The organism is Acidihalobacter yilgarnensis, from assembly GCF_001753245.1.
Lineage (GTDB): Bacteria > Pseudomonadota > Gammaproteobacteria > DSM-5130 > Acidihalobacteraceae > Acidihalobacter > Acidihalobacter yilgarnensis.
Genome location: NZ_CP017415.1, coordinates 3,369,572 through 3,390,987, shown reverse-complemented (window position 1 = coordinate 3,390,987; position 21,416 = coordinate 3,369,572). Strand labels below are relative to the sequence as shown.

Annotated in this window: 23 protein-coding genes; 10 read left to right on the top strand and 13 right to left on the bottom strand. The window is 62.0% G+C overall.

The window, feature by feature from the left end:
- Positions 1-2: 2 nt before the first annotated feature.
- The 5 genes from BI364_RS16330 (at position 3) to BI364_RS16310 (ending at position 4,813) form a co-directional block, all read left to right on the top strand.
- Positions 3-869 (top strand): branched-chain amino acid ABC transporter permease, encoded by an 867-nt coding sequence (locus BI364_RS16330; protein ID WP_070079641.1) that lies wholly within the window; start codon positions 3-5, stop codon positions 867-869.
- Complete coding sequence (locus tag BI364_RS16325) at positions 866-1,870, top strand: branched-chain amino acid ABC transporter permease (protein WP_197495759.1); 1,005 nt, start codon at positions 866-868, stop codon at positions 1,868-1,870. The genes BI364_RS16330 and BI364_RS16325 overlap by 4 nt, the downstream gene beginning before the upstream one ends.
- A complete protein-coding gene (locus tag BI364_RS16320; protein ID WP_070079639.1) occupies positions 1,867-2,622 on the top strand; it encodes an ABC transporter ATP-binding protein in 756 nt (251 codons plus the stop codon). Before BI364_RS16325 ends, BI364_RS16320 begins: the two co-directional genes overlap by 4 nt.
- Positions 2,619-3,329: an ABC transporter ATP-binding protein gene (locus BI364_RS16315; RefSeq protein WP_070079638.1), complete on the top strand. Its 711-nt coding sequence runs from the start codon at positions 2,619-2,621 to the stop codon at positions 3,327-3,329. The genes BI364_RS16320 and BI364_RS16315 overlap by 4 nt, the downstream gene beginning before the upstream one ends.
- Before the next feature lie 155 nt (positions 3,330-3,484).
- The gene (locus tag BI364_RS16310; RefSeq protein ID WP_070079637.1) at positions 3,485-4,813 is read left to right on the top strand and encodes an HD-GYP domain-containing protein; all 1,329 of its coding nucleotides are present in this window, start codon (positions 3,485-3,487) and stop codon (positions 4,811-4,813) included.
- A 50-nt stretch (positions 4,814-4,863) separates the two neighbouring features.
- Here BI364_RS16310 and BI364_RS16305 read toward each other — a convergent pair whose 3' ends face one another.
- The gene (locus BI364_RS16305; RefSeq protein WP_070079636.1) at positions 4,864-6,213 is read right to left on the bottom strand and encodes a hypothetical protein; all 1,350 of its coding nucleotides are present in this window, start codon (positions 6,211-6,213) and stop codon (positions 4,864-4,866) included.
- Between the two features lie 316 nt (positions 6,214-6,529).
- Between BI364_RS16305 and BI364_RS16300 the strand changes: the two genes are divergently transcribed.
- Entirely contained in the window at positions 6,530-6,973 is a 444-nt protein-coding gene (locus tag BI364_RS16300) for a DsrE family protein (protein WP_070079635.1), read from the top strand.
- A 14-nt stretch (positions 6,974-6,987) separates the two neighbouring features.
- Here BI364_RS16300 and BI364_RS16295 read toward each other — a convergent pair whose 3' ends face one another.
- The 11 genes from BI364_RS16295 to BI364_RS16245 are packed head-to-tail and all read right to left on the bottom strand — an operon-like array spanning position 6,988 to position 16,566.
- Positions 6,988-7,761 (bottom strand): glycosyltransferase family 2 protein, encoded by a 774-nt coding sequence (locus BI364_RS16295; protein ID WP_070079634.1) that lies wholly within the window; start codon positions 7,759-7,761, stop codon positions 6,988-6,990.
- Positions 7,758-8,195 carry a hypothetical protein gene (locus tag BI364_RS16290; RefSeq protein ID WP_070079633.1) on the bottom strand — a complete coding sequence of 146 codons (438 nt, stop codon included), beginning with the start codon at positions 8,193-8,195 and terminating at the stop codon, positions 7,758-7,760. The genes BI364_RS16295 and BI364_RS16290 overlap by 4 nt, the downstream gene beginning before the upstream one ends.
- Complete coding sequence (locus tag BI364_RS16285; protein ID WP_083251483.1) at positions 8,189-8,989, bottom strand: beta-ketoacyl synthase chain length factor; 801 nt, start codon at positions 8,987-8,989, stop codon at positions 8,189-8,191. The genes BI364_RS16290 and BI364_RS16285 overlap by 7 nt, the downstream gene beginning before the upstream one ends.
- Complete coding sequence (locus BI364_RS16280) at positions 8,986-10,173, bottom strand: beta-ketoacyl-[acyl-carrier-protein] synthase family protein (RefSeq protein ID WP_070080164.1); 1,188 nt, start codon at positions 10,171-10,173, stop codon at positions 8,986-8,988. The genes BI364_RS16285 and BI364_RS16280 overlap by 4 nt, the downstream gene beginning before the upstream one ends.
- A gap of 20 nt (positions 10,174-10,193) precedes the next feature.
- Positions 10,194-12,566, bottom strand: coding sequence for an MMPL family transporter (locus tag BI364_RS16275; protein ID WP_083251482.1), 2,373 nt, complete (start codon positions 12,564-12,566; stop codon positions 10,194-10,196).
- Complete coding sequence (locus BI364_RS16270) at positions 12,541-13,179, bottom strand: LolA-related protein (protein WP_156782812.1); 639 nt, start codon at positions 13,177-13,179, stop codon at positions 12,541-12,543. The genes BI364_RS16275 and BI364_RS16270 overlap by 26 nt, the downstream gene beginning before the upstream one ends.
- Positions 13,160-14,050, bottom strand: a complete 891-nt coding sequence (locus tag BI364_RS16265; protein WP_070079631.1) for an LpxL/LpxP family acyltransferase — start codon at positions 14,048-14,050, stop codon at positions 13,160-13,162. Before BI364_RS16265 ends, BI364_RS16270 begins: the two co-directional genes overlap by 20 nt.
- Positions 14,047-14,355 carry a hypothetical protein gene (locus BI364_RS16260; protein ID WP_070079630.1) on the bottom strand — a complete coding sequence of 103 codons (309 nt, stop codon included), beginning with the start codon at positions 14,353-14,355 and terminating at the stop codon, positions 14,047-14,049. The genes BI364_RS16265 and BI364_RS16260 overlap by 4 nt, the downstream gene beginning before the upstream one ends.
- On the bottom strand, positions 14,352-15,671 hold the full coding sequence (locus tag BI364_RS16255) for an AMP-binding protein (RefSeq protein ID WP_070079629.1): 1,320 nt from the start codon (positions 15,669-15,671) through the stop codon (positions 14,352-14,354). Before BI364_RS16255 ends, BI364_RS16260 begins: the two co-directional genes overlap by 4 nt.
- Positions 15,668-16,282, bottom strand: coding sequence for a COG4648 family protein (locus tag BI364_RS16250; protein WP_070079628.1), 615 nt, complete (start codon positions 16,280-16,282; stop codon positions 15,668-15,670). The genes BI364_RS16255 and BI364_RS16250 overlap by 4 nt, the downstream gene beginning before the upstream one ends.
- A 14-nt stretch (positions 16,283-16,296) precedes the next feature.
- Positions 16,297-16,566: a phosphopantetheine-binding protein gene (locus tag BI364_RS16245; protein WP_083251481.1), complete on the bottom strand. Its 270-nt coding sequence runs from the start codon at positions 16,564-16,566 to the stop codon at positions 16,297-16,299.
- A gap of 172 nt (positions 16,567-16,738) precedes the next feature.
- Here BI364_RS16245 and BI364_RS16240 point away from each other — a divergent pair, with 172 nt between their 5' ends.
- Positions 16,739-17,608: a MipA/OmpV family protein gene (locus BI364_RS16240; protein ID WP_156782811.1), complete on the top strand. Its 870-nt coding sequence runs from the start codon at positions 16,739-16,741 to the stop codon at positions 17,606-17,608.
- A 1-nt stretch (position 17,609) separates the two neighbouring features.
- Positions 17,610-18,425: a bifunctional DNA-formamidopyrimidine glycosylase/DNA-(apurinic or apyrimidinic site) lyase gene (gene mutM, locus BI364_RS16235; protein WP_070079627.1), complete on the top strand. Its 816-nt coding sequence runs from the start codon at positions 17,610-17,612 to the stop codon at positions 18,423-18,425.
- 34 nt (positions 18,426-18,459) lie between these two features.
- Here mutM and BI364_RS16230 read toward each other — a convergent pair whose 3' ends face one another.
- Positions 18,460-18,873, bottom strand: coding sequence for a hypothetical protein (locus tag BI364_RS16230; protein ID WP_070079626.1), 414 nt, complete (start codon positions 18,871-18,873; stop codon positions 18,460-18,462).
- Positions 18,874-19,022: 149 nt separating this feature from the next.
- Here BI364_RS16230 and BI364_RS16225 point away from each other — a divergent pair, with 149 nt between their 5' ends.
- Positions 19,023-20,372, top strand: coding sequence for an NAD(P)/FAD-dependent oxidoreductase (locus tag BI364_RS16225; RefSeq protein WP_070080159.1), 1,350 nt, complete (start codon positions 19,023-19,025; stop codon positions 20,370-20,372).
- Entirely contained in the window at positions 20,369-21,376 is a 1,008-nt protein-coding gene (locus BI364_RS16220; protein ID WP_070079625.1) for a chorismate transformation enzyme, FkbO/Hyg5 family, read from the top strand. Before BI364_RS16225 ends, BI364_RS16220 begins: the two co-directional genes overlap by 4 nt.
- Positions 21,377-21,416 lie beyond the last annotated feature (40 nt).

Sequence of the window (21,416 nt, the reverse complement as noted above, 5' to 3'; positions counted from 1 at the left end):
CGGTGGAGCTGATACTGTTCGATGTGCTCAACGGCCTGTTGCTGGGCGTGTTCTACGCGCTCATGGCCTTGGGATTGTCACTGATACTCGGTCTGAACCGGGTCATCAACTTTGCGCATGGCGGCTTTCTGGCCCTGGCCGGATATCTCGCCTACACATTGCTACCGTACATCGGCTTCGCCGGCGCCCTTCTCGTGGCGCCGTTGCTTGCGGCGTTGCTCGGCGTGGTGGTCGAGCGCCTGCTGATCAGGCCCCTGTACGGCAGGGATCCTTTGTTCAGCCTGCTCTTGACCTTCGGTCTCGTGCTGATCATGGAAGACATGATTCGCACCATTTGGGGTGCGCAGGGGCTACCGCTGCAGATCCCCCATTTTTTGCAGGGCGCGCTGAGTCAGACTTATTTTTTTATTACCGGCTATCGCGTGCTGATCCTGGTCATCGCGGTGACGTTCTCGCTGGGATTGCTGGCGTTCTTGAGGTACACGCGTGTCGGACTGCGGATTTTGGCGGGGGCGTCCGATCTGGACACCGTTTCTGCCCTGGGTGTGAGCATCTATCAGTTGCGCGCCCTGAGCTTCGCCGCGGGCATTTTCCTGGCGGGCGTCGCGGGCGTACTCGCGGCCGGCTGGCAGGGCCTGAGTCCGCAAATGGGCGACAACCTCATCATGCCGAGCTTCGTCGCCATTATCGTCGGCGGTGTCGGCAGTCTGCTCGGCAGTCTGCTGGGTGGATTGCTGATCGGCCTGGCCTCTGGCATCACCTCGGCTTTCTATCCGCAGGCCAGCGAATTGGTCATCTACATCATCATGGCATTGGTTCTGGCAATCCGTCCGCGCGGTTTGCTGGGTAAAGAGAGTGTTTTCGGATGAGCGCTACACAAAGCATGAATCAATCGTCCAAACCGGCATCGGGCGCCGAGCCGAACGCCAATCCTTACCGTAAGCTGATCGCGCCGACCTTCATTTGGCTGGCGCTGCTGACGGTGCCGATCTGGTTTTCCTGGCTGGGCGGCTACAACCTGTTGGCCACGCGCGCGCTGACGCTGGGTCTGGCGGCGATGGGGCTGAACCTGTTGCTTGGCACTTCCGGCGCCCTGTCATTCGGTCAGGCGGCCTTTTTTGGCCTCGGTGGTTATGCCGCCGGCGAGACGCTGATGCACCTCGCGCCGAGTACACCGATCGCCATCGTGATGGGCATCCTGGTTGGCGGTCTTGCGGCCGCCATTCTGGGACCCATCGCGGTGCGTCTGCGCGGTATCTACTTTTCGATGATCACGATTGCCTTCGGGCAGGCCTTCTACTTCATCGTGGTGAATTGGAACAGCTTCACCGGTGGTGAGGATGGTTTGCTGGGTTTCAATCGTCAGCCCATCGACCTCGGCAATTTCGCGCTCAAACTCGACAGCGTGCAGTATTACTATCTTGTGCTGCTTTGCTTCGCAGTGGTTGCCGGACTGATTGCACTGTTGTTGCGCTCACCGCTGGGGCATGCCTTCATCGCCGTACGCGAGAATGAGCGGCGACTGGAATTTCTCGGCGTTGGCGCCCGCAATTTGCTGTGGATTGCGTTCATCCTGTCCGGCATGATCGGCGGCTTGGCGGGCGCGCTTTATGCGCTGCTCAATAACTTCATTTCTCCGGCAGCTCTGCATTGGACGTTGTCGGGCGACTTCGTGATGATGTGTGTGCTCGGGGGAATGCGCAGCTTCTGGGGGCCGCTGCTCGGCGCCACCGTCTACGTGCTGGCAGAAAATTTCCTGAGTTCCTACACCAATAATTGGATGTCGGCACTGGGCGTCATGTTCATCCTGATCGTCCTGTTCTTCCCCAAGGGCCTGCTGGGCATGCTTCGCACGCGGGTGAAATCATGACAACACTACTCAACGTACACGAGGTCTCCAAGCGTTTCGGACAGCTGCAAGCCCTTGGCGGCATCAACCTGAAGGTGAGCAAGGGCGAAATCCGCGCCTTGCTCGGCCCTAATGGTGCCGGGAAAACAACGCTGTTCAACCTGATCAGCGGCATGTTCACGCCCACCGAGGGTTCGATTCACTTCAACGACGTCGAGATCAGCCATCAGAGCGTGGAGCAGCGCGTACGTACCGGCATCGTGCGGACCTTCCAGATCACCGAGGTGTTCAAGGAACTGAGCGTCTACGAGAATCTGCGCATCGCGGTCGAGGCCGAGATGGGTGTGAGCCTGCTGCCCTGGATCTCGCGCGGCAAGCGCGAGGACGTCAAGCGCAAGCTCGACGAACTGCTTGAGGCCACGCAGCTTACCCGTAAGGCAGACCGGGAGGTGGGCGAGCTGGCGCATGGCGACCAGCGTGTGGTCGAGGTGGCCATGGCGCTGGCGATGGACCCGCGATTGCTGTTGCTCGACGAACCGACCGCGGGCATGAGCGATCATGAGACGGACCACATGGTGACGCTGATCAAGCGTCTGCATCAGACCTTCGACCTGACCGTGCTGTTCGTCGAACACGACATGCATCTGGTGTTCAATCTGGCGCATAGCATCACCGTGCTGGACAACGGGCGGTTGCTCGCTGAGGGCACGCCGCGGGAGATCGCGGACAACGAACGCGTACAGGAAGCCTATCTGGGAAGCAGCACGATATGAGCGATCAAAACTTGCTGCGGGTCGAGGGCCTGCATGTCTATTACGGTAAGAGCCACATTCTTCACGGTGTCTCGTTGAATGTGAATCGGGGCGAAGTCGTGTGCTTGCTGGGCCGCAATGGCGCCGGTAAGACCACCACCATCAAGGGCATCATGGGCTTGGCGGCGCGTGCCGAGGGTACGATTACCATCTCTGGCAAGCGCGCCGAGCGTTTGCCGCCGCACGGCGTGGCCCGGCTGGGTGTGGGCTATGTGCCCGAGGGCCGCAAGATCTTTCCGCATCTGACCGTGGAGGAAAATCTCGCAGTGCCGGTAGCCCGCCCCGGACGCTGGAACCTGGCCGAAATCTACAAGTTCTTCCCGCGCCTGCACGAACGGCGTCGCCATCCTGGCGGGCAGCTTTCCGGCGGCGAGCAGGAGATGCTGGCGGTCGGTCGCGCGCTGATCACGAATCCCGATCTGTTCATCATGGACGAGCCCTCGCAGGGTCTCGCACCGAAGATCGTGCAGGAGATCTATGCGCTGATCCAGGATATGGTCAAGGATGGTCAAGCCGTTCTGCTTGCCGAACAGAATGCCTTCATGGCACTCGAAATATCGAGTCGCGCCTACGTCATCGACAACGGGCAAATCGTCTTTGATGGCATGGCCCGCGAACTGCTCGAGGACAAGGACCGCGTGCGCGCGCTGGCCGGCGCCTCGGTCTGATATCACCGCTTTCCGCCCCTGACCGCCGTATTCTGCGGTCAGGGGCGAATTCGTTCGGAACTCCCCTGGGTATTTGCTTGCCTATAGCTTAATGAGGCCGCTTGTCCGGCGCTTGCATCGCGGGTGCGTAGGCGTCGTGCCGATTGGGGGGAGGTATGTCGTCCGGGCTCAACAATACGCTGCATGCGAAGCTAGACGTCCTGTCTTTGCGCACGGGCATGTTCGTGGCCGATCTTGACTGCGACTGGAAGGATACGCCTTTTCTGCTGCAGGGGTTTCGGATCGTCAGCGATACGCAGCTGGCACAGCTTCGAGCGTGTTGTGAGTATGTCTATGTCGACCCCGCGCGCTCCACCGTGCCCGTGCCCGTGCCGCAGTCGACAGCGTCGGCACCCGCACCCGCACCCGCACCCGCACCCGCACCCGCGGTCGTGACCGAGCGCCGCGTGGTGCGTATCCGCAAAGGTCCGGCGCCCGACCTGCGCGGTCAGTCCGATCCGGTCGCCTTCCGACAGGAACTGGGCCGCGCCACGCGCATCCAGGCGCGTACCCACGCTTATCTCAATCACGCCTTCGAGGACGTGCGCCTGGGGTCCAGTGTGGACACGGACGAAGCGCGTGCGGTGGTGACTGAATTGGTCGACTCGATTACGGTCAACGTCAATGCCTCACTTTGGTTGACGAATCTGCGTAACAAGGACGAATACACGTCGATCCATTGTCTGAACGTCTGCATCCTCGCCATTGCCTTTGGTCGCCATCTTGGCCTCGGCGAGGAAGAACTCAAGATTCTGGGACTGGGCGCCTTACTGCACGACATTGGCAAGATCAAGACACCGCAAGAGGTGCTGAACAAACCCGGTCCATTGACACGGGACGAATTCGAGATCATGAAACGCCATCCCGTGGAGGGGCATGACCTGATCCGTGCGGGAGGCGAGCGCTTGCCGCCGATGATCTTGAATATCATCCGGCACCATCATGAACGTATTGCCGGCAATGGCTACCCGGACGGCTGGTCGGACCAGCGTATCCCGTTGCCGGTGTTGATCACCTCGCTCGTAGATGTCTACGATGCAGTGACCAGCGATCGCTGTTATCACGCCGGGATACCTGCTCACCGCGGGTTACGCCTGCTCTATGAGATCGCGCCGCATAGCTTTGGACGTGAACTGGTCGAGGAATTCATTCGCTGCGTCGGCATTTATCCCATCGGTAGCCTCGTGGAGCTGACCACCGGCGAGCTGGGTGTGGTGTTATCCGCCGATACGCAGCACCGGCTCAAACCGTTGATCCGTTTGTTGCGCGATCCTGAGGGTCGGCCTTATAGCGAACGGCGGCTCATCAACCTCACGGAACTGGCGGATACCGAGGCCAACTGGCGCCGTTGGGGTGTTCGCCACGTGCTTGACCCGGCGGCGTATGGCATCGATGTGAAGGCCTTGGTGGCCGAGGATTTCGAGCTTGGTTCCGCGATGGCATGATCGCCGAGACTTGTACCAGGCAGGGATAAACCCGGTACAAGTCATCCATCTCAATAGGCGTACCACATGCCCAACATGAAATAGTTGTTGAGTGCCGCATCCGTGGTCGTGCCGTTGACCTTGTTGAAGGCCATGTACTGCAGGCTGAATTGCGTGTTGTACCAAGGCACGTAATCGAGTTGGGCGATATAAGCCGAGGCACCCCTGTCGCCGGGGGCGTAGGTGGTCGGTATGCCGCTCGCCGTGCTGGCGCCCGCCGGTCCTGCCAGCGACCCCTGATCTACCGCGTTGGACGAGGAACTCGCACCTAGATAGGCCAGCGTGGCTCCGTACATGCGCCGGTAGTAATAGGTGGCGCTGACGTTATAGGTGTCGAGGTGCTGGCTACCGTAGGAGGTTCCCGTGAGCGCCGTGGTGCCGTTGAGATTTTGGTGCTCGTGGTAGTAGGCGCCATGGACGGTTACCGTGTTCTTGCCGGCGAGCCATTGATACTGTCCGTCGAAGCCGATGTCGGTGAACTTGTCCGTAGGGCCGGTCGGACCGTCCACAGGCACGTCGGCGATCAGGCCCAGGGTGCCGACCTCCCAGTTGCTGTTACCGGCTTGGCCGGTGTAGGCCAGCCGCCAATAGGGCGCCATGCCCTTGATGTACTGACCGCCGTTGGCGGGACTGTCGGTGGAGGGGTTGTTCATGCCGTGATAGACGCCGGCCTCGACGTAATAGGTGTTGTCGAAATAGCCGTAGGCGGTTAGTCCGGCAACCTGCTGGGCAAGTGCACCTTCGATCAGGGTCGCCGGTACGGCCGCGCCGCCGGCGGTGGTGAAGGTATCGCCCGGCGTGAAATACGGGAATTGCCAGGCCGGGGTGCTGTTCCACACATCTTGCACGGTGGGGTTGTTGTTGAGGTCGATGCCGTAGATCACCGAGGTGCTGCCCAGACTGGTCTGGTTGGCGTAACGCACGTCGGTGTTGTCGAGTCCAAAGGCACCGCCGTCGCCGGCCGTGTATTGCAGGAAGGTGCCGATGTGGTCGGTGATCGCGCCGGCGTAGAAGAGGCTGAGCTGATTGGGGAATTCAACCTGACTGGCATCGTTACCAGGTCCCGGGTGCTGCGGCAGCGAATCGCTGACCATGACCATCAATGACAGCGGCGCCCAACGGTCAATGTCCAGCCGTTTGCCATTGTCGGCCTTGACGGTGGGTTCGTTCTGCATGGTATAGCCAAGCAACTTGAATTGCCGCCCGAAGGGCGTGAGCTGCGGGTAGGCCGTGTGGCAGGCAGCACAGGAGACGCCGAGCTGACGCGCGAATGAAGGCACGGCATGTGCCGGCGCGAAGGGTAGCAGTAGGCTGATGGCGCCGGCCGGAAGACGCAAGTGGCGGTGAATGGATATGGACATGGCGAACCTCCCTAAATGAACACCTAGGCATGGATGAGTGGGCGTACAGCTCCCCATCCGTCTTTTGTGGGGCGAACGATAGATCGCGCTTACCGGGTGGGCGCTATACGTGTCGCTGCCCGGCCAATGCATCGACTTATATGAATATTCTTATGAGCGGTGTGGGTAAACAACGCTTGGGCGGCCGTTTGATCTGCGTCAATCGCGTACGTGCAATAGATCGTCACGCAGCTGTGGATGATCCGGATCAAGTCGATATTCGCTGGGGATCCCGATAATGCCCTGGCAATCCGCAGATCGACACATAGGGGACGCAATGAAGGCATCGACGCGCATACTGCAAGGCTTCATTTTGCTGTTGACCCTGGGGGCCGCGGCATTTGTGGTCGAGGCCGCACCCACGTCGTCCGAGCCGGTTACCGTGCGCATGCTGGTGGTGGTAGACCGGTCTTCGCCTGAAAGCTGGAAAGTGGCGATGAATCTGGTGCACCACACGATCCGTTATCAGGGCATCGATCACTCGGTGCTCGAATTGATGGCCATTGGCCCCGGTATGGGGCTTTTGCTCAAGGGCACGCCCTACGCAGCGGACATTCAGAGCCTCAGCTTGTATGGCGCGAAGTTCGTGCTGTGCCGTCGCAATCTGGCGGCCGCGCACATTCCGATTTCGCGCGTGGCCGAAGACGTGGGCATCGTCGAGGATTCAGTGGTGGAGTTACAGCGCCGGCAGTCCCAGGGCTGGGTGATCGCCTGGCCGTGAGCTAGGGCCCTAGCTCAGTCACGCGATTGCGCGGCGATTCGGCGACGTTCGCGGGCGCGCGCGGGTCCGTTCAGCAGGCGTCGCAAACGAGGACGCATCAGGCGTGGGTTGAGCAGCATGCCGGCCACGACCAGCACGATCTGCGTCGTGTCGTAAACGGCCCGGTAATGACTGGCGCGTGCATCCTTCAGGTAGAGGCTTTCGATGGGCCGATAGCGAACTGCGTAGCCTTGAAGGCTGGCAGATACCAGCAATTCGGTCTCGAAGGTGAAGCTTTTCCTGCGGCGATCGACGAAATGCAGGTTTTTCAACAGACTGGCTGGATAGACACGGAAACCGGATTGGCTGTCGTGAACGCGCTCCCCGGCCGCGAGCGATATCCAGAAATCGGCGAAGGCATTGGCAAAGCGCCGCGATCGCGGCGCCGAATATCGCTTGTTGCGCCGTTCACCGATGATCAGTGCTTCCTGTTGCTCACACAGCGCGGTTAACAGGTGGGGTATGTCTTCCGGGCGGTGCTGACCGTCGGCATCCAGGGTGACGATATGGCAGGCACCCGCATCCAATGCATATTGAAACCCGCGCCAGAGGGCGGCGGCTTTGCCGCGATTGGTGTCGTGGCGCAGTACGGTAACGTTGGTGAGTGGTTCGGCAAGACACGTGTCCGTGCCGTCGTGAGAGCCGTCGTCGACGATGATGACGTGGTCGGCATGTGCGCAGGCACGCGCCACCACATCTGGCAGTGTGCGGGCTTCGTTGTATGCGGGGATGACGACAAATATCTTCATGCGCCGGCGCCGGCGATGACACTGAGACGGCCGGAGAGTAGCGGCTGCCCGCCGACCGTCACGCGAAACCCATAAATGAAGCTGTCGCCCGTCGCGATCAGGCGTTCGGCGCCGATGTCGAGCGGTGCTTCTATCTCATCCAGACGGGCAGCTTGAAAGTCGATGTCGCGGACGGCCGCCAGACGTCCGGTGGCGAGCGAGAGTCCGGCACGTTGCGCGAGCAGTGCCCCATGCAGGGCGGCGGCTTGGGCGGCGTATTCGATACCGTGGACGCAAGCCAGCCGGCCCGCGCGCCGCAAGGGATTGGCTGGGTCCAGATGTGTGTGGCTATGGCAAGCGATATGGGTATCGTCCCAGCTGGATACGGATTCGATCAGGCACATGTCGCCGGCATGCGGGATGAGCGTCGCGATGGCGGGGCGTTCAATCAACATGAGGTGTAGCGCAGCCGAAGCCAGCCTTCGCTGTTTGACGGTAGCGTGACCTGCCCCGGCCGGTCGGTGGCCAACAGCGCGAGTAGGGGCAGCACGCGGGCGGCGGCGTTGTCGCGGCGCAGGATTTCGAGTGCTGGATTTTCCAGTGTGGTCTCGCGCGTCTGGTCCAGATCGTCAAGATATTCGAGTTCGAGGCGAGAGGTGCCGGTAGCGGTTGCGCGATCCAATACCAGGGCGCAGGCAAAGGCTTCATGTGCAGGGCGCTGTGTACTGAGTGGCAGGGGCATCGGCACTTCATAGGCGACCATCAGGATCGGCCCGCCTTCGCTCAGCAGTTGGGTGCAGGCCTCTATCAGCCCGGCTGCCACGCTGCCGTCCAGCGCGGAGAGGGCGGTATAAGGGGGAGTGGCGCCGGTGGCAATCGACCAATAGCCGGCTGGGGCATTGTGAACCGAATTATGAAAGGCTGTTGGCGAGAGAGCCGGTGCGGGTTCGCACAGAGCCTGGCAGATGCCGTGGACTACATCGATATCGCCGCCGGAAGAAGTGAAAACGGTGGCGGTTTGTGCCGGGTCGATGCCTGCGGCCTGCGCTGCCTCGTCGGCTACCGCGAGTGCCAGGCGTATGGCTGCGCTGGCGCGCCGTCGCTCGTTGGCGGGCAGCCGAGCGGGGTTGAGGCGCGGCATCGGTGCGGCGATATAGGGTGTGGTGCCGGTCAGTATTGGTTGAGCAGCGGCCCAGTCGGCCAGACCAGGGGCGGCTATGCCCACACCGAGAACGCGGCAGGCGATCACGGCCGGCGTCCGATAATCAGGCTGGCGTTGCTGCCACCGAAGCCGAAGGCGTTGCTCATGACCCGAGCGAGCGGAGCTTGGATGCCCTCGATCTGTACATGGCTGCTGAAGGTCGGGTCTATCGATTCGGTGTTGAGGCTGCCGGGGATGAATGCATGCTCGATGCACAATGCGGCGATCAGGGCATTGCTGGCACCGGCCGCGCCAAGGGTGTGCCCTGTCCAGCCCTTGGTGGAGGCGCAAGGGACACGTGCGCCGAATAAGGCGCTCACGGCCACATCCTCGGCAGCGTCGTTGGCTGGTGTTGCGGTGCCGTGCAAATGGATGAAGTCGATATCGGCGGCATCCAAGCCGGCGCGATTGAGGGCTGCGCGCATGGCGCTTGCGGCACCGCGCCCCGAAGGTTCGGGGGCAGACATGTGATAGGCGTCGTTGCTTTCGCCATAGCCGAGTACGCACAGCCCGTCCGTATGGTCGTCGACGGGTTCGAGCAGGGCGAAAGCGGCGGCTTCGCCGATACTGATGCCGTCGCGCGCGCCGTCTGCGGGTCTGCAGGGTAATGGCGAAACCAGTTGCAGGGCGTCGAAGCCGTGGAGCGTCATGCGGCAGAGGCTGTCGACACCGCCGACGACGGCGGCCGAACACAAACCTGCTTCGATGTGCCGCCAGGCGGTGGCGAAGACCTTGGCGCTGGACGAACAGGCGGTGGACACGGTCGCGGCAGGTCCTCTCAGGCCGAGGCGCGCGCGCACGAAGGCCGCCAGCGAGAACATGTCGTGGGTGTGCGTATAGTCGTACCAATCGGGTAGTGGCGAATCCGTATGCTTGCGCGCCTGGTAGGCGCGTTCGGTCTGCTCGACGCCGGAGGTGCTGGTGCCCATGAACACGCCGATACGATCGGCGCCCAAGCGCTCGCGGGCTTCAGCGCAGCGTGCCTCGAAGTCGTCACAGACGAGGGCCATCGCCGCGAGCCGATTGTTGCGGCAGTCGTAGGCGCCCAGCGGATCGCTGAGCGGCGACGCTTCAATGCCATCGACCCGTCCGATCCAGGTGGTCGGGCCATCGGTGTCGAAGTCATTGGGTCTTAGTCCGCCCTGCCGGTCGCGCAGGGCGGCCAGCGTGGCCTTGCATCCCTGTCCCATGGCATTGGTCAGGGTGTATGCCGATATTTTTAGAGCCTGCATGTGGGGTCCAAGCTGCCGCATCATGATGTTGTACGCCCCGTGGCCGTCTGAGGGCTGTTGCGTTGGGCCAGCATCATCGCAAGCGGGTAGGCCGTGCCGACCCCGATCGCCGCAGTCAGGCCGAGGGCACGCAGTACGGGTAGTGACGAAAGGGCAAGGATACCAAATACGCCGATAGTGGAGGCAGCGCAGAGCGTGAGGGCATGCAGGGTGCGTTTGCGGCTCAGGGGATCGGGGGCGGGGCGGGCAAAGAACAGGGCGTAATCGATGCTGATGCCGGCCACCATCAACAAGGCGATCAGATGGAACAGGGTCAGACGCTCGCCCAGCGTGACGAGCACGGCAAGATCGATCAGTTCGGCGAGCGCGAGCGGTACCAGCACGCGGGCCACCTCGCGGGGGCGACGTAGGCCGATAAACAGGACCAGTAGGATCGTGGCGGCGACCATGCCGAGCTGGCCCACGGTCTGTTCGCGGAAGCTGTGCATCAAGCGGGTCGATTCCGCATGGGTATCGAGGTAGGTCACGCCCGGCGCTGGGTGGGTAGCGAACCAGTGAGCGAGTGTCTGGGGTGCGCTGACGCCGATCAGTGGGACCAGGGCGTACCAATGCCCGCCCTGTTTATAGAGCAGGTTGTCGATACGGGCGCTGAGCAGGGTGCCGCGGGCATCCGCCGGCGTCACTGGTGACAGGTGGCGTGCGGCCTCGGCGGATTCGAGGAAGGGCTGGAATACGCCAGGGCGGAAGGGTAGCCCTACCAACGCGCGCTGTAGGCGTTCGGCGAGCACCGGGGCGGGCGGAATTGCGGCCTGACGCCGCTGCTGGACGGTGATGTCGGGCAGGTAGCGGGCGGCCATTTCGTCGCCGCGCAGCCAGCCGCGCGCGAGCGGTACCTTGAGTGCATGGGCGAGCGCTTGACTGCGTGCCAGCACGGTCTGGGCATCGCGAGCCTCGATGATCACGAGCTGGCCGACATCGGGGGCATTGAGGTCTGCACGCAAGCGCCGGTCGGTGGCTAGGCTTGCGGGGCTGACCGGGCTGAGTGCCGCCAGATTGTCTTCCCACAGGTGTCCACGGTGCAGCCATAAGCTGCCGAGAGAGATGAGTGCAAGTGCCAGGGCCAACCCCGATTTCGTGCCGATGGGCATGCGGCGTGCGGCTTCCGATATGCGTACAAGCGTATGCAGGCGCAGCACGGGTGCGTAGCCGGGCGGCAGCAGTTGGGGCAAGACCCAGCGGGTCACCGCTGCCGCGGCGAGCAGGCCGGCGATGGCGAATACGCCAAGTTGCATCAGGCCGGTGAAGTGCGTGCCGAGCAGACCCACATAACCGGCCGCGGTGGTTAGCACGCCGAGCCGCAGGGTTGGCCAGATGTGCGCCAGACTATGCCGAGCCGGGGTGTTACGGTCGAGGTGGCTGAACAGATGCATCGGATAGTCGACCGCCACGCCCAGGAGGGTCGAGCCAAAGGCCAAGGTAATGCCTTGAACCTCCCCGAAGCCCAGATTGACCGCGACCGTGCCTGCGAGCACGGCGCTGAGCAGGGGTAATGCCGCGAGTACCAGCAGGCGTAAGGAGCGGTAGGCGAGGAGGAGCAGCAGCATGAGCGCCAGGCTGGCGGCGCCGCTGAAGGCTTGCGCGTCGGCCTTGATGATATCCCGAGAATGGACCGCGATGACCGGTGTGCCGCTGAGTATCAGACGTAGGTCGCGCGCCTGCGGCAGCGCATCGAAGCGGCGGTGCAGGGTCTTGACAACCTGTTGCATCGCGTCGAGATCAAGGCCGGGTGCGCGCGTCTGCGCCAGCAGTAGGGCGATTCGCCCGTCCGGCGAGACCCATATGCCTGCTTGACGCTTGGGTGCTTGTGCCGGTTTCCAGGCGGAGAGCATGGTCAGATAGCTGCCCGTGGGATCGGCCGCGAGGTAACGCTGGGTCAGCATGCCGAGTGGTGAATTCAGGGCATCAAGCTGGCGTTTGAGCGCGGTGTGCAGGCCGTCGACAGTGAAATCAGCGGGTTTTACGGCCGGACTGAGCAGGTATCGCCAGGCGAACAATCGGTTGTCGTCGCTTGCGTCGAGCTTGAAGGCGCCGTTGGCCACACGGACGAATTGGTCGCTGGCCTTGAGTGCGTGGGCATAGGCCTGACTGGCCGCCGCGCGTTGCAGTGGCGTGCCGCCAGAAATGCCGATCAGCACCGCGCGGGTGGCGGGCGAGTCCTGCATCTGGGTGAGCATGAGCCGCTGTGCCTGCGTTTTGCCCGGCGGCATGAAGCTCGCGAGGCTGGTGGCAAAGCGTGCATGACTGGCGAGATAAAAGGCACCGGCCACGCACAGCATGAGCCAGATCAGTGGCCCTGCCCAACGGCGGTCAGGGCGCAGGGTGCGGTTGCTCACGGATGACCTGATGGCTGAGGGTCAATTCGCTGTGATCGCCATTCGCTTGTCGGATGTCCACGCGTGTCAGACGATTGGCAATGCCGTGCAGCGTGATGTCGCGGATGGCTTGGGCCAGTGCAGGTTGGGTGGGCGTCAGTTGCAATCGCCAGCCGTTGGCGCTGCCGCTGAGGCGCAGATCGAAGTAGCGGTGCAGGGTCGAGGCATCGCCTGAAAGCGTGGCGCGCAGCGCGGCGACCAGGGCAGCAAGCGGCGGGTAATCGTCCAGGTGCAGTTGCCGCGGTGGGTGGGTGCCGAGCACCTCGACCTCGTTGCCACGGACGATATAGCCACCGTCGCCATTGCCTGCCCGTTTGGCGAGATAGTCGGGTGCGCGGTAGCTGAAATGGCCGCGGCTGATCAGTGGGATATCCACGAAGCTGGAGCTGCGGGTTTCGGTGTAACGCGCCGTTGCCGAGGTGATGCGTGCGAACCCCTGCAGCAGATCGGTGAGGGTCCAGCCGGACGCGAAGGCGGGTTGAGCGGAGAGCAGTATCCCGAGGCAAAACAGGCTGACGAGGCTGTGGAAGCCGCTGCCGTGACTTCGCACGGGTTTAGGATTGCCAGTAGTCATAGAAATTGAACCAGTTGTATGGTGCGAGGCGCGTGTAATGCTCCAGCCGTTCGGCATAGCGTCGGGTCAGTTCGGTGGTTACCGCGTCGCGCTGGGCGCGGGGGATATCAAGGGCCGGGGTCAGCCGCTCAAAGTGGATGTCGTAGCGCTTGCCACCACGGTAGAGGCCGAAGCATAGCAGTACCGGAGCCTTCAGCGCCGCAGCGGTCAGCAGCGGCCCGCGGGGGAAGGTCGCGATACCGCCGAGGAAGTCGCAAGGCAGGGTTTTGTCGCTTTCAGCGATACGGTCGCCGAGCAGTCCGACGAGGTCGCCGGCTGCGAGGCACTCTTTGACCCGCAGCAGGGTGTCGATACCGCCGAGCGGAATCACAGTGTCTGCGATTGCCGGATTGAGCGCGCTCAACATGCGGGTCAAGGTCTGATTGTGTTCGGGATACATGAGCACGCGGATGGGCAAGGCGTGGCGCTGCACACCGAGTGCGCGCAGCACCTCGAAGCTCCCGAGGTGGGCACCGAGGAGCAGGCAGCCTTCGCCGTGCTCGATCTGGGTTCGGAGCAATGCCTCGCCGTGGACGCGGACGTCGAGGCCCGCATCCCGACCGGAGAGTAGGAAGACACGGTCGAGAATGGTGGCGGCGAAGCAGTGCATGTGGCGTGCGACGTCGGTCAGGCGTGCGGGGCGCCCCAGTACGCGGCTGAGATAGGCGCGCGACTGGCGGCGCGACTCTCCGGCGCGTAGCAGGTAATAGGCCGTGATGGGTAGTAGCGCCAGCCGGGCCACGCGCCTGCCCAGGCTAAGCGCCACCCAGCGTATGAATCCCATGGCCCAGCGGTTGCTTAGCTCCGTTTGCGCGGTCCACGCGCGACTCATTCGGTCGTGCGCTCTTCTGCGACGATCAGACGACCTTCGGCCACGAGGTCGTCGCCATGCCGGCCCTGGAAACGAACATGCCCGTTTGCAGGGGGCGAGAAATGGAGCACGCATCGATTACCGGGGTGCAGGGGTCGATGAAATTTGACTTCTTTCAGTCCGATGACGGACAGCCCCGGTTGCATTGAGGATGCGGCAGCGATCACTTCATCGAGTATGACGACGCCAGGTACCAGTGGATGACCCGGGAAATGCCCGGCCAAGGCCGGGTGGCCAGCATTCACGACAAAACTGGGTGGGTTCATGCCGACAGCCTGGCGTTGTCGATCAGTGTCAGCAGGGCTTGTCTGGGGAGCTTGCCGGAGTCGGTTCTGGGTAAGGCCGTGAGTTTGATCAGCGGGCGGGGCAGGAAGACCGGGTCCATGCTGCGCGCGAGCTGGCGCAGCAGGGTCGCTTCGTCCAGATCGGGGGCCACCACTAGCGCAGCCAAGCGCTCGCGGGTTGGATCGGGTTGGATGAAACAACCATCAATGACCCCGGGAATGGATAGCAGGCGGTGATTCAGTTCGCCGATGGTGGTGCGCTTGCCGGCAATGTTGAGCAACTCGGATTTGCGTCCGAGGAGCGCGAAACAGCCGTCATCGTCATATTCGATCCGATCGGAGAGCGTTTGGGGTTGATCGAGCTGCGGTCCCGCGATCAACCAATTCTCGCCTTGGTGTATCAGGTGCATGCCTTCGTAGAGGCGCCAGCACTGATCACGGACGGGCTGGCGACTGGCAATGGCGCCTGCCTCGGTGCAGCCATAAATTTCGTGCAATGGGCAGCCGAAGGCCTGTTCGGCCTCTGCCGCGAGACTGCCATCGAGCGGCGCGGTCGCACAGAGTATGAAATCCGGTTTAGGCCATTCAAGTTCGGAGCGTGTCAGGACGCGCAGGTGGGCCGGGGTGGTCACTAACATCCGGGGCATTGGCAACTGCGTCAGGGCAAAACGGAGGTCTTCGGGGTAAAAAGGTTGGCCCGCGTGTACCGCGTTCGGGCCCAGCATGGCGTAGAGCACGGTCGATTCGAGTCCGTACATGTGCTGAGGCGGGACCGTTGCGAGCAGGTAGTGCGGATTCGTGTCAAGACCGAAGCGGTGCAGGGCCAGTCGGGTGCCGGTGACGAGTTGGCCCCAGGTCTTGCGATTGGGCTGTGCGCGACCCGTGCTGCCGGAGGTGAATATCATGATGGCCGCTTGCCCGGCCTCTATGTTGGGTAGCATTGCGCCTTCGATGGCAGGTGTCAGGCGCAGTGGGTAAGGTGCTTGACCTAGCCCGTCGATGGCGCGGTCGGATAGGCAATAGGCATCGTATTCGTTGACGACTTCCGCGATTACTTCCGGCGCCCGGCTTGGCGGCAGGAGGCTGAGTTGACCACGTAATAAGGCTGCTGCGAAGGCCACCATGAAGTGGTAACGGTCGAAGCAGAGATTGATGACGTGAGGTCTGTCGGGTAGGTGGGACGCCGCCGTATGCACATCAACGAGAAACTGCTCGCGGCTGATGATCTCTCCCTCGCGCACGGCGATGGGGAAGTGCGGTTTGCCAACGTGGATCAGGGGTAGTGAAGCTGGCGTCATGTCTGCAGTAGCTGCTTGTAGTCAAAGCTCGACATGGCCCGCAGGGTTGCCAACGGACCTGCCGTTTGGTTACGACCCAATACCCACATGCGAACCAACCATTCACCAATGAAAAAGCCTGCGATCAGCAGGTAGTTCAGTACGTTGGTAGACCATGACCAGATTTCTATCGGGGCATACAGCGCGAGGATGGCGGCGGCAATGGCAAGTGAAGCGGAGAAATACATCCAGGCCCAACACGCACGGCGCGCGTAGCGCTGCATCGCCGGCGTTACTTCGGGCTCGACGTGAGTGGCGATCAGGGTGATCAGATCAGTGCGTCCGGGCATCAGCGAGCGAGCAAACAAATAGGCGACAGAGGCATTCATGACCACGGGGGGGAGGTAGAGCGCGCCTCGCAACCCGGTCCACTCGACCATCATCAGCGTAAATACCGCGTATAGCGTCAACATCAGCACGTTGGTGCGGTCGCGCCGCGCCATGGCTTGCCTGAAACTCAGCGATAATACGGTGACCAGTAGCAGCGCAGCCGGGAGCGGTACACCGTAGACGATACTGAGGTGGGCCGTGAGAGGGTACATCAGGACCAATAGCGGCCAGAATCGCATCATACTTTTGCTTCGGCTCAGGTGACCCGGTGTTGCTGGATATGCTCGGACAGGGTGCGCAAAGAGGTAAATATACTCAATGTATCGCTATCGTCGGATTTGATCTGGAAGCCATAACGGTTTGATATGGCGAGTGCGAGTTCCAGAGCGTCGATGGAGTCGAGTCCGAGGCCTTCGCGGAACAACGGAGCCTCCGGGTCGATTTCGGTGACGCCAACCTCATCGAGGTTGAGCGTGGAGATAATCAGATCGGCCACTTCCTGCTCGATCCCGCCCGCTTGATCCATTCTGTCCCCCCTGTTTTGAACTTGGTTGGCGTCTCTGCGTAGCCCGTCAGGCGCCTGAAACCGTCTATGGTATCTTACCAACGGCCCGGAAATGGCAAAAGCCCGCATTCGATGCGTCGGGATTGCCGGATACTCGCCCTGAATCCCCTCAAGCCTGTGATGGACCTCCCCGATGATGCGCAAGCAGTCCGCCTTACCCCGACGATTGCGCCGGATATGGTTGGCGCACCGTGGACGCATACCCCTGCTGGCTGGCGTGTTGGCCTGGGCGTCAACAGCCCATGGCGAGCTTCGACCGCTGTGGGAATTGGGCGTGGGTATGGGCGTTACGAGCATTCCAGCCTATCGGGGTGCGCGTGGCGAAGTTGTCTATTTCTTGCCATTGCCATATCTCGTCTATCGAGGGCGTTTTCTGCGCTCGGATCGCCAGGGCATTCGTGGCGTGTTTTACCAGAACGATCGATTCCAGCTCAATTTGAGCGCTTATGCGGGCCCACCGGTACAGAGCGGACAGATTCCGGCACGTACTGGCATGCCCAATCTCAGCCCCAGCTTCGAGATCGGGCCCTCCTTGCAGTATGTCCTGATTGATACGCCCGGCACGATGCTGGATCTGCGTTGGCCGCTGCGGGCGGCCTTCACGCTGTCGTTCAAGCCCATCGGCTGGGTGAGTACGCCGAATCTCAATCTCACATTGCCCGATTATCGCGGCAGTGGTTGGATGCTGGGTGCCTCGATCGGCCCTAATTTCGCCGATAGTCGTTACCACGCCTATTTTTACGATGTGGCGCCGGCCTATGTTCGTCCGGGCCGGCCCGCCTATGCCGCGGGAGCTGGCTACAGCGGTAGCAGCGTATACCTGACCGTCAGCCGGCGCTTTGCCCACTACTGGGTAGGCGGTTTCCTGCGTTACGACAATTTGGCTGGTGCGAGTTTTGTGAATAGTCCCTTGGTCGAGACGCAGCAGTATTTCGCGGTGGGTGTGGGCATGAGCTGGATATTTGCCACTTCCTCGCGCCTGGTTGAGTCCGAGGAGCCTTGAAGTGCCGGAATTGCCGGAGGTCGAAACCACACGCAGAGGGATTGCACCGCATTTGCTCGACCGCCGCGTCACGGACGTGGTGGTGCGCGAAGCCCGCCTGCGCTGGCCGATCCCTTCGACGCTGAAGGCTTCTCTCCAGGGGCAACGGATTCAGGCGGTCGAGCGACGCGGTAAGTACCTGTTGCTACGCACTGCCGCCGGCACCGCTATCCTGCACCTCGGGATGTCGGGTAGTTTGCGGATTGTGTCGGCCGACAGCCTCCCGGCACGTCATGATCACGTGGATATCCGTCTGACGGGTGGCATGGCTCTACGCCTGCACGACCCCCGTCGTTTTGGCGCGTTACTGTGGACGCAGGATGATCCCGAATCGCACCCGTTACTGGCATCTCTGGGGCCGGAGCCGCTGTCCGATGGGTTCGATGGTGCTCGCCTGCAGGCCTATGCACGCGGGCGGCGTAGCCCGGTCAAGGCGCTGCTGATGGATGGACGGGTGGTGGTTGGCGTCGGCAACATCTACGCCAGTGAATCGTTGTTCCGGGCAGGAATCGATCCGCGTCGCGCTGCCGGACGCGTTGCCGCCGTACGTTACGAGCGCTTAGCCACTTGCGTGCGAGAGGTGTTGATCGAGGCGATCGAGGCGGGCGGGACGACCTTGCGCGACTTTGTGCGCGAGGATGGGCGCCCCGGTTATTTCAGTGTGAGCCTGAGGGTCTACGGCCGTGCCGGCCAGCCGTGCCTGGTTTGCGGGACAGGGATACAGGCCGTCGTGCTGGCGCAGCGCAATACCTTCTATTGTCCGAGCTGTCAGCGCTGACCCGTCTTCCCGACGGGCCAGCGCGTGATGTCGGTTAATTTCCGCTCGTGTAACGGCTATTTTGCAAATTGCGTCGGATATCGCTTTCGAGATAGCCCACCCATCCGTTGTAGTTGCGGTGGATATAGGGTTTGCCATTCTGTATGTGATATTCGAGCTTATTGCTGGAAACGTAAGTGATGTCCACCGAACTCTGGCTGTAGTCGATGCGTACGGTTGCGGAATGACCGCGCAGGTATAGTGTCGAAAGTATTTTTCGCTTGCCGGTATGGTCTATGGTCCACCCGCGGCCCGTTAGCGCGCTGAGAATTGCCTGGCGAACCTGTCCGTGACTCAGTCCTGAGGGGACGCTGATCGGTGCAGCAGGCTTGAGCGGAACGGCAGTGCAGCCGGCCAGCGCGAGTAACGCGGTGGCAACCGCGAGTGATTTCAGTACCCATCTGAGCATTTTCTTATCCTTATACCGTTATGAATGTAACGCCTGATGTCTAGATCAGGCGTTGCCGATAATACATAACTCAAAGTTATTTGTGACACATGGCCAATGGGACGAGGCATGCGATAATCCCGCCTCCGAAATCAAGGAGAAGCTTGGGCGTGGAAGTTAAACGTGAGGATGAAAAGGTAGGGCAGGCCTGCGATGTCGTCGTTATCGGCGGGGGGCCGGCTGGCGCGACCACGGCGGCGCGCTTGGCCGAACGCGGGCGGCAGGTGGTGCTGCTTGAGAAGGGGCATCATCCGCGCTTCCACATCGGCGAATCGCTTCTGCCCATGACCCTGCCGCTGCTTGAAGAGCTCGGTGTCCTCGACGAGGTACATGCGCGCATCGGCATGCTCAAGCCGGGCGCTGAATTTAATTCCGATACGCACCCGAAGCATCGTCAGGTGTATTACTTTCGCGAGGCTTGGGACAAGCGCTACCCCTACGCCTACGAAGTGCGCCGCTCGGAATTCGACGAAGCCTTATTCCGTAACGCGGCTTGTAAGGGTGCGGATGCGCGCGAGGGCGTGCGGGTGACCGGCGTCGAATTTCGCGCCGCGGGCGGCGCACGCGTGTGCGCCGTGGACGAGTCGGGTGCCGAACAGATTTGGGAGACGCGCTTCGTGGTCGATGCCACGGGTCGCGATACCTTGCTTTCGCGCCGCTTCGACCTGCGCGAACGTAACCCGGCACATAATAGCGCGGCATTGTTCGGTCACTTCAACAATGTCGAACGTCGTGACGGCGACGATGCGGGCAACATCAGCGTGTATTGGTTCGACCATGGCTGGTTCTGGATGATTCCGCTGCGCGACGGCACCATGAGCGTGGGGGCGGTGTGCTGGCCTGAATATCTGCGCGGCCGCGACTGTTCGCCGGCGGAATTCCTGATGCGTACCATTGCCCTTTCCCCAGGCATGCAGGCGCGCATGGCTGGTGCGGCGCTGATCGGTGAGGTGCAGGCGACCGGTAATTTCACCTATCTGTCGAAGATGGCCTACGGTGCTGGCTACCTGCTGGTCGGCGATGCCTTCGCCTTCCTGGATCCGGTCTTTTCCAGTGGCGTGCATCTTGCCATTACCGGCGGTTTCGAGGCGGCGGCAACGGTGGATGCCGTACTCGATCGCCCGGCCGATGCGGCCCGTCTGTGCGCGCGCTACGAGCGGCGTCTACGCCGCGGCATGAAGACCTTTTCCTGGTTCATCTACCGATTTAATACGCACGCTATGCAGAATTTGTTTCTGTCCCCGCGCAATACCTTCCGCATGTTGGAGGCTGTGACCACGCTGCTGGCAGGCGATGTGTTCCGGCGCACGCCGATGGATCGATCCATCGGTCTGTTCAAGCTCATCTATTACATAACGGCCTTGGTGCATCTACCCGCCTCATGGGCGGTTTGGCGCAGGCGCCGCCGCAATCGCGCAGTGGTATTCGAGGGCGGCACGTTGCCGGTGGACAGGGAATGACAGTGGATATCGCCAGCACATATACCGGCCCCTTCGGCATGGCCTATGTGCCCGTGACCGAGCGAACACGTCTGGTCAACGATCCGCACGCGCTTGCGTTGATCGATTTTACCGAGGGCGTGCGCGTGCCGGACGGCACGTCGGATTTTGCCGAATGGTTGCCACAGGTCGGCGGCCTACCCGTCTGTGAGTATTGGCACAGCACAGAGCCGGTGGCGTATGAACGTCGCGGTAATTTCCATCTCGCCCGTACTTCGGAGCTGTTGTTCCTGCGCCTGATGTGGCCGGATACGGGGCGAGTGGAAGAGGACGCGCAGGTTGTATACGCCGAATTGATGACGGTGTTGCGCGCGGAGGGTTATCCGCACCTGGTGAGGGTCTGGAACTATCTTCCCAGAATCAACGCGGAGGAAGCGGGGCATGAACGCTACCGTTCCTTCTGTGTCGGCCGCGCGGCCGCGCTGGAGGCGGTGCGTGCGCTCGACGACGCACGGCTGCCCGCCGCCAGCGCGCTGGGTTCATGTGGCGGCGGGCTACAGGTCTATGCCATTGCCGCCCGAGAACCCGGCATTCAGATCGAAAATCCGCGACAGGTCAGTGCCTTCCGTTATCCGCAGCGTTACGGGCCGCGCAGCCCCTCGTTCTCGCGGGCGACCCTCAAGCGCTGGCGTGAGGGCGTGCATCTCTATATTTCGGGGACGGCAAGCATCGTCGGCCATGCCTCGCTGCATGAGACCCTCGAATCGCAGCTGGGTGAGACCTTGGCCAACATCGAGGCGGTGGTGGGCGAAGCGCACCGCGTCGAGGGCTTGAAAGTTCACACGCCCAACGAACTGAGCCTGATCAAGGTTTATCTGCGTAATCCGGCCGATGCCGTAGCTACGGAGGCTTGGCTGCGCGAACGCCTGGGCAAACGTCTGCCGATGGTGTTGCTGCAAGGCGATGTCTGCCGTTCGGAGTTGTTGGTGGAAATCGAAGGTGCGTATTTCGGCGAGACGGAATAAGACCGTGCGAGGGCTTACGCACCGTCCATGCCGTATGAGA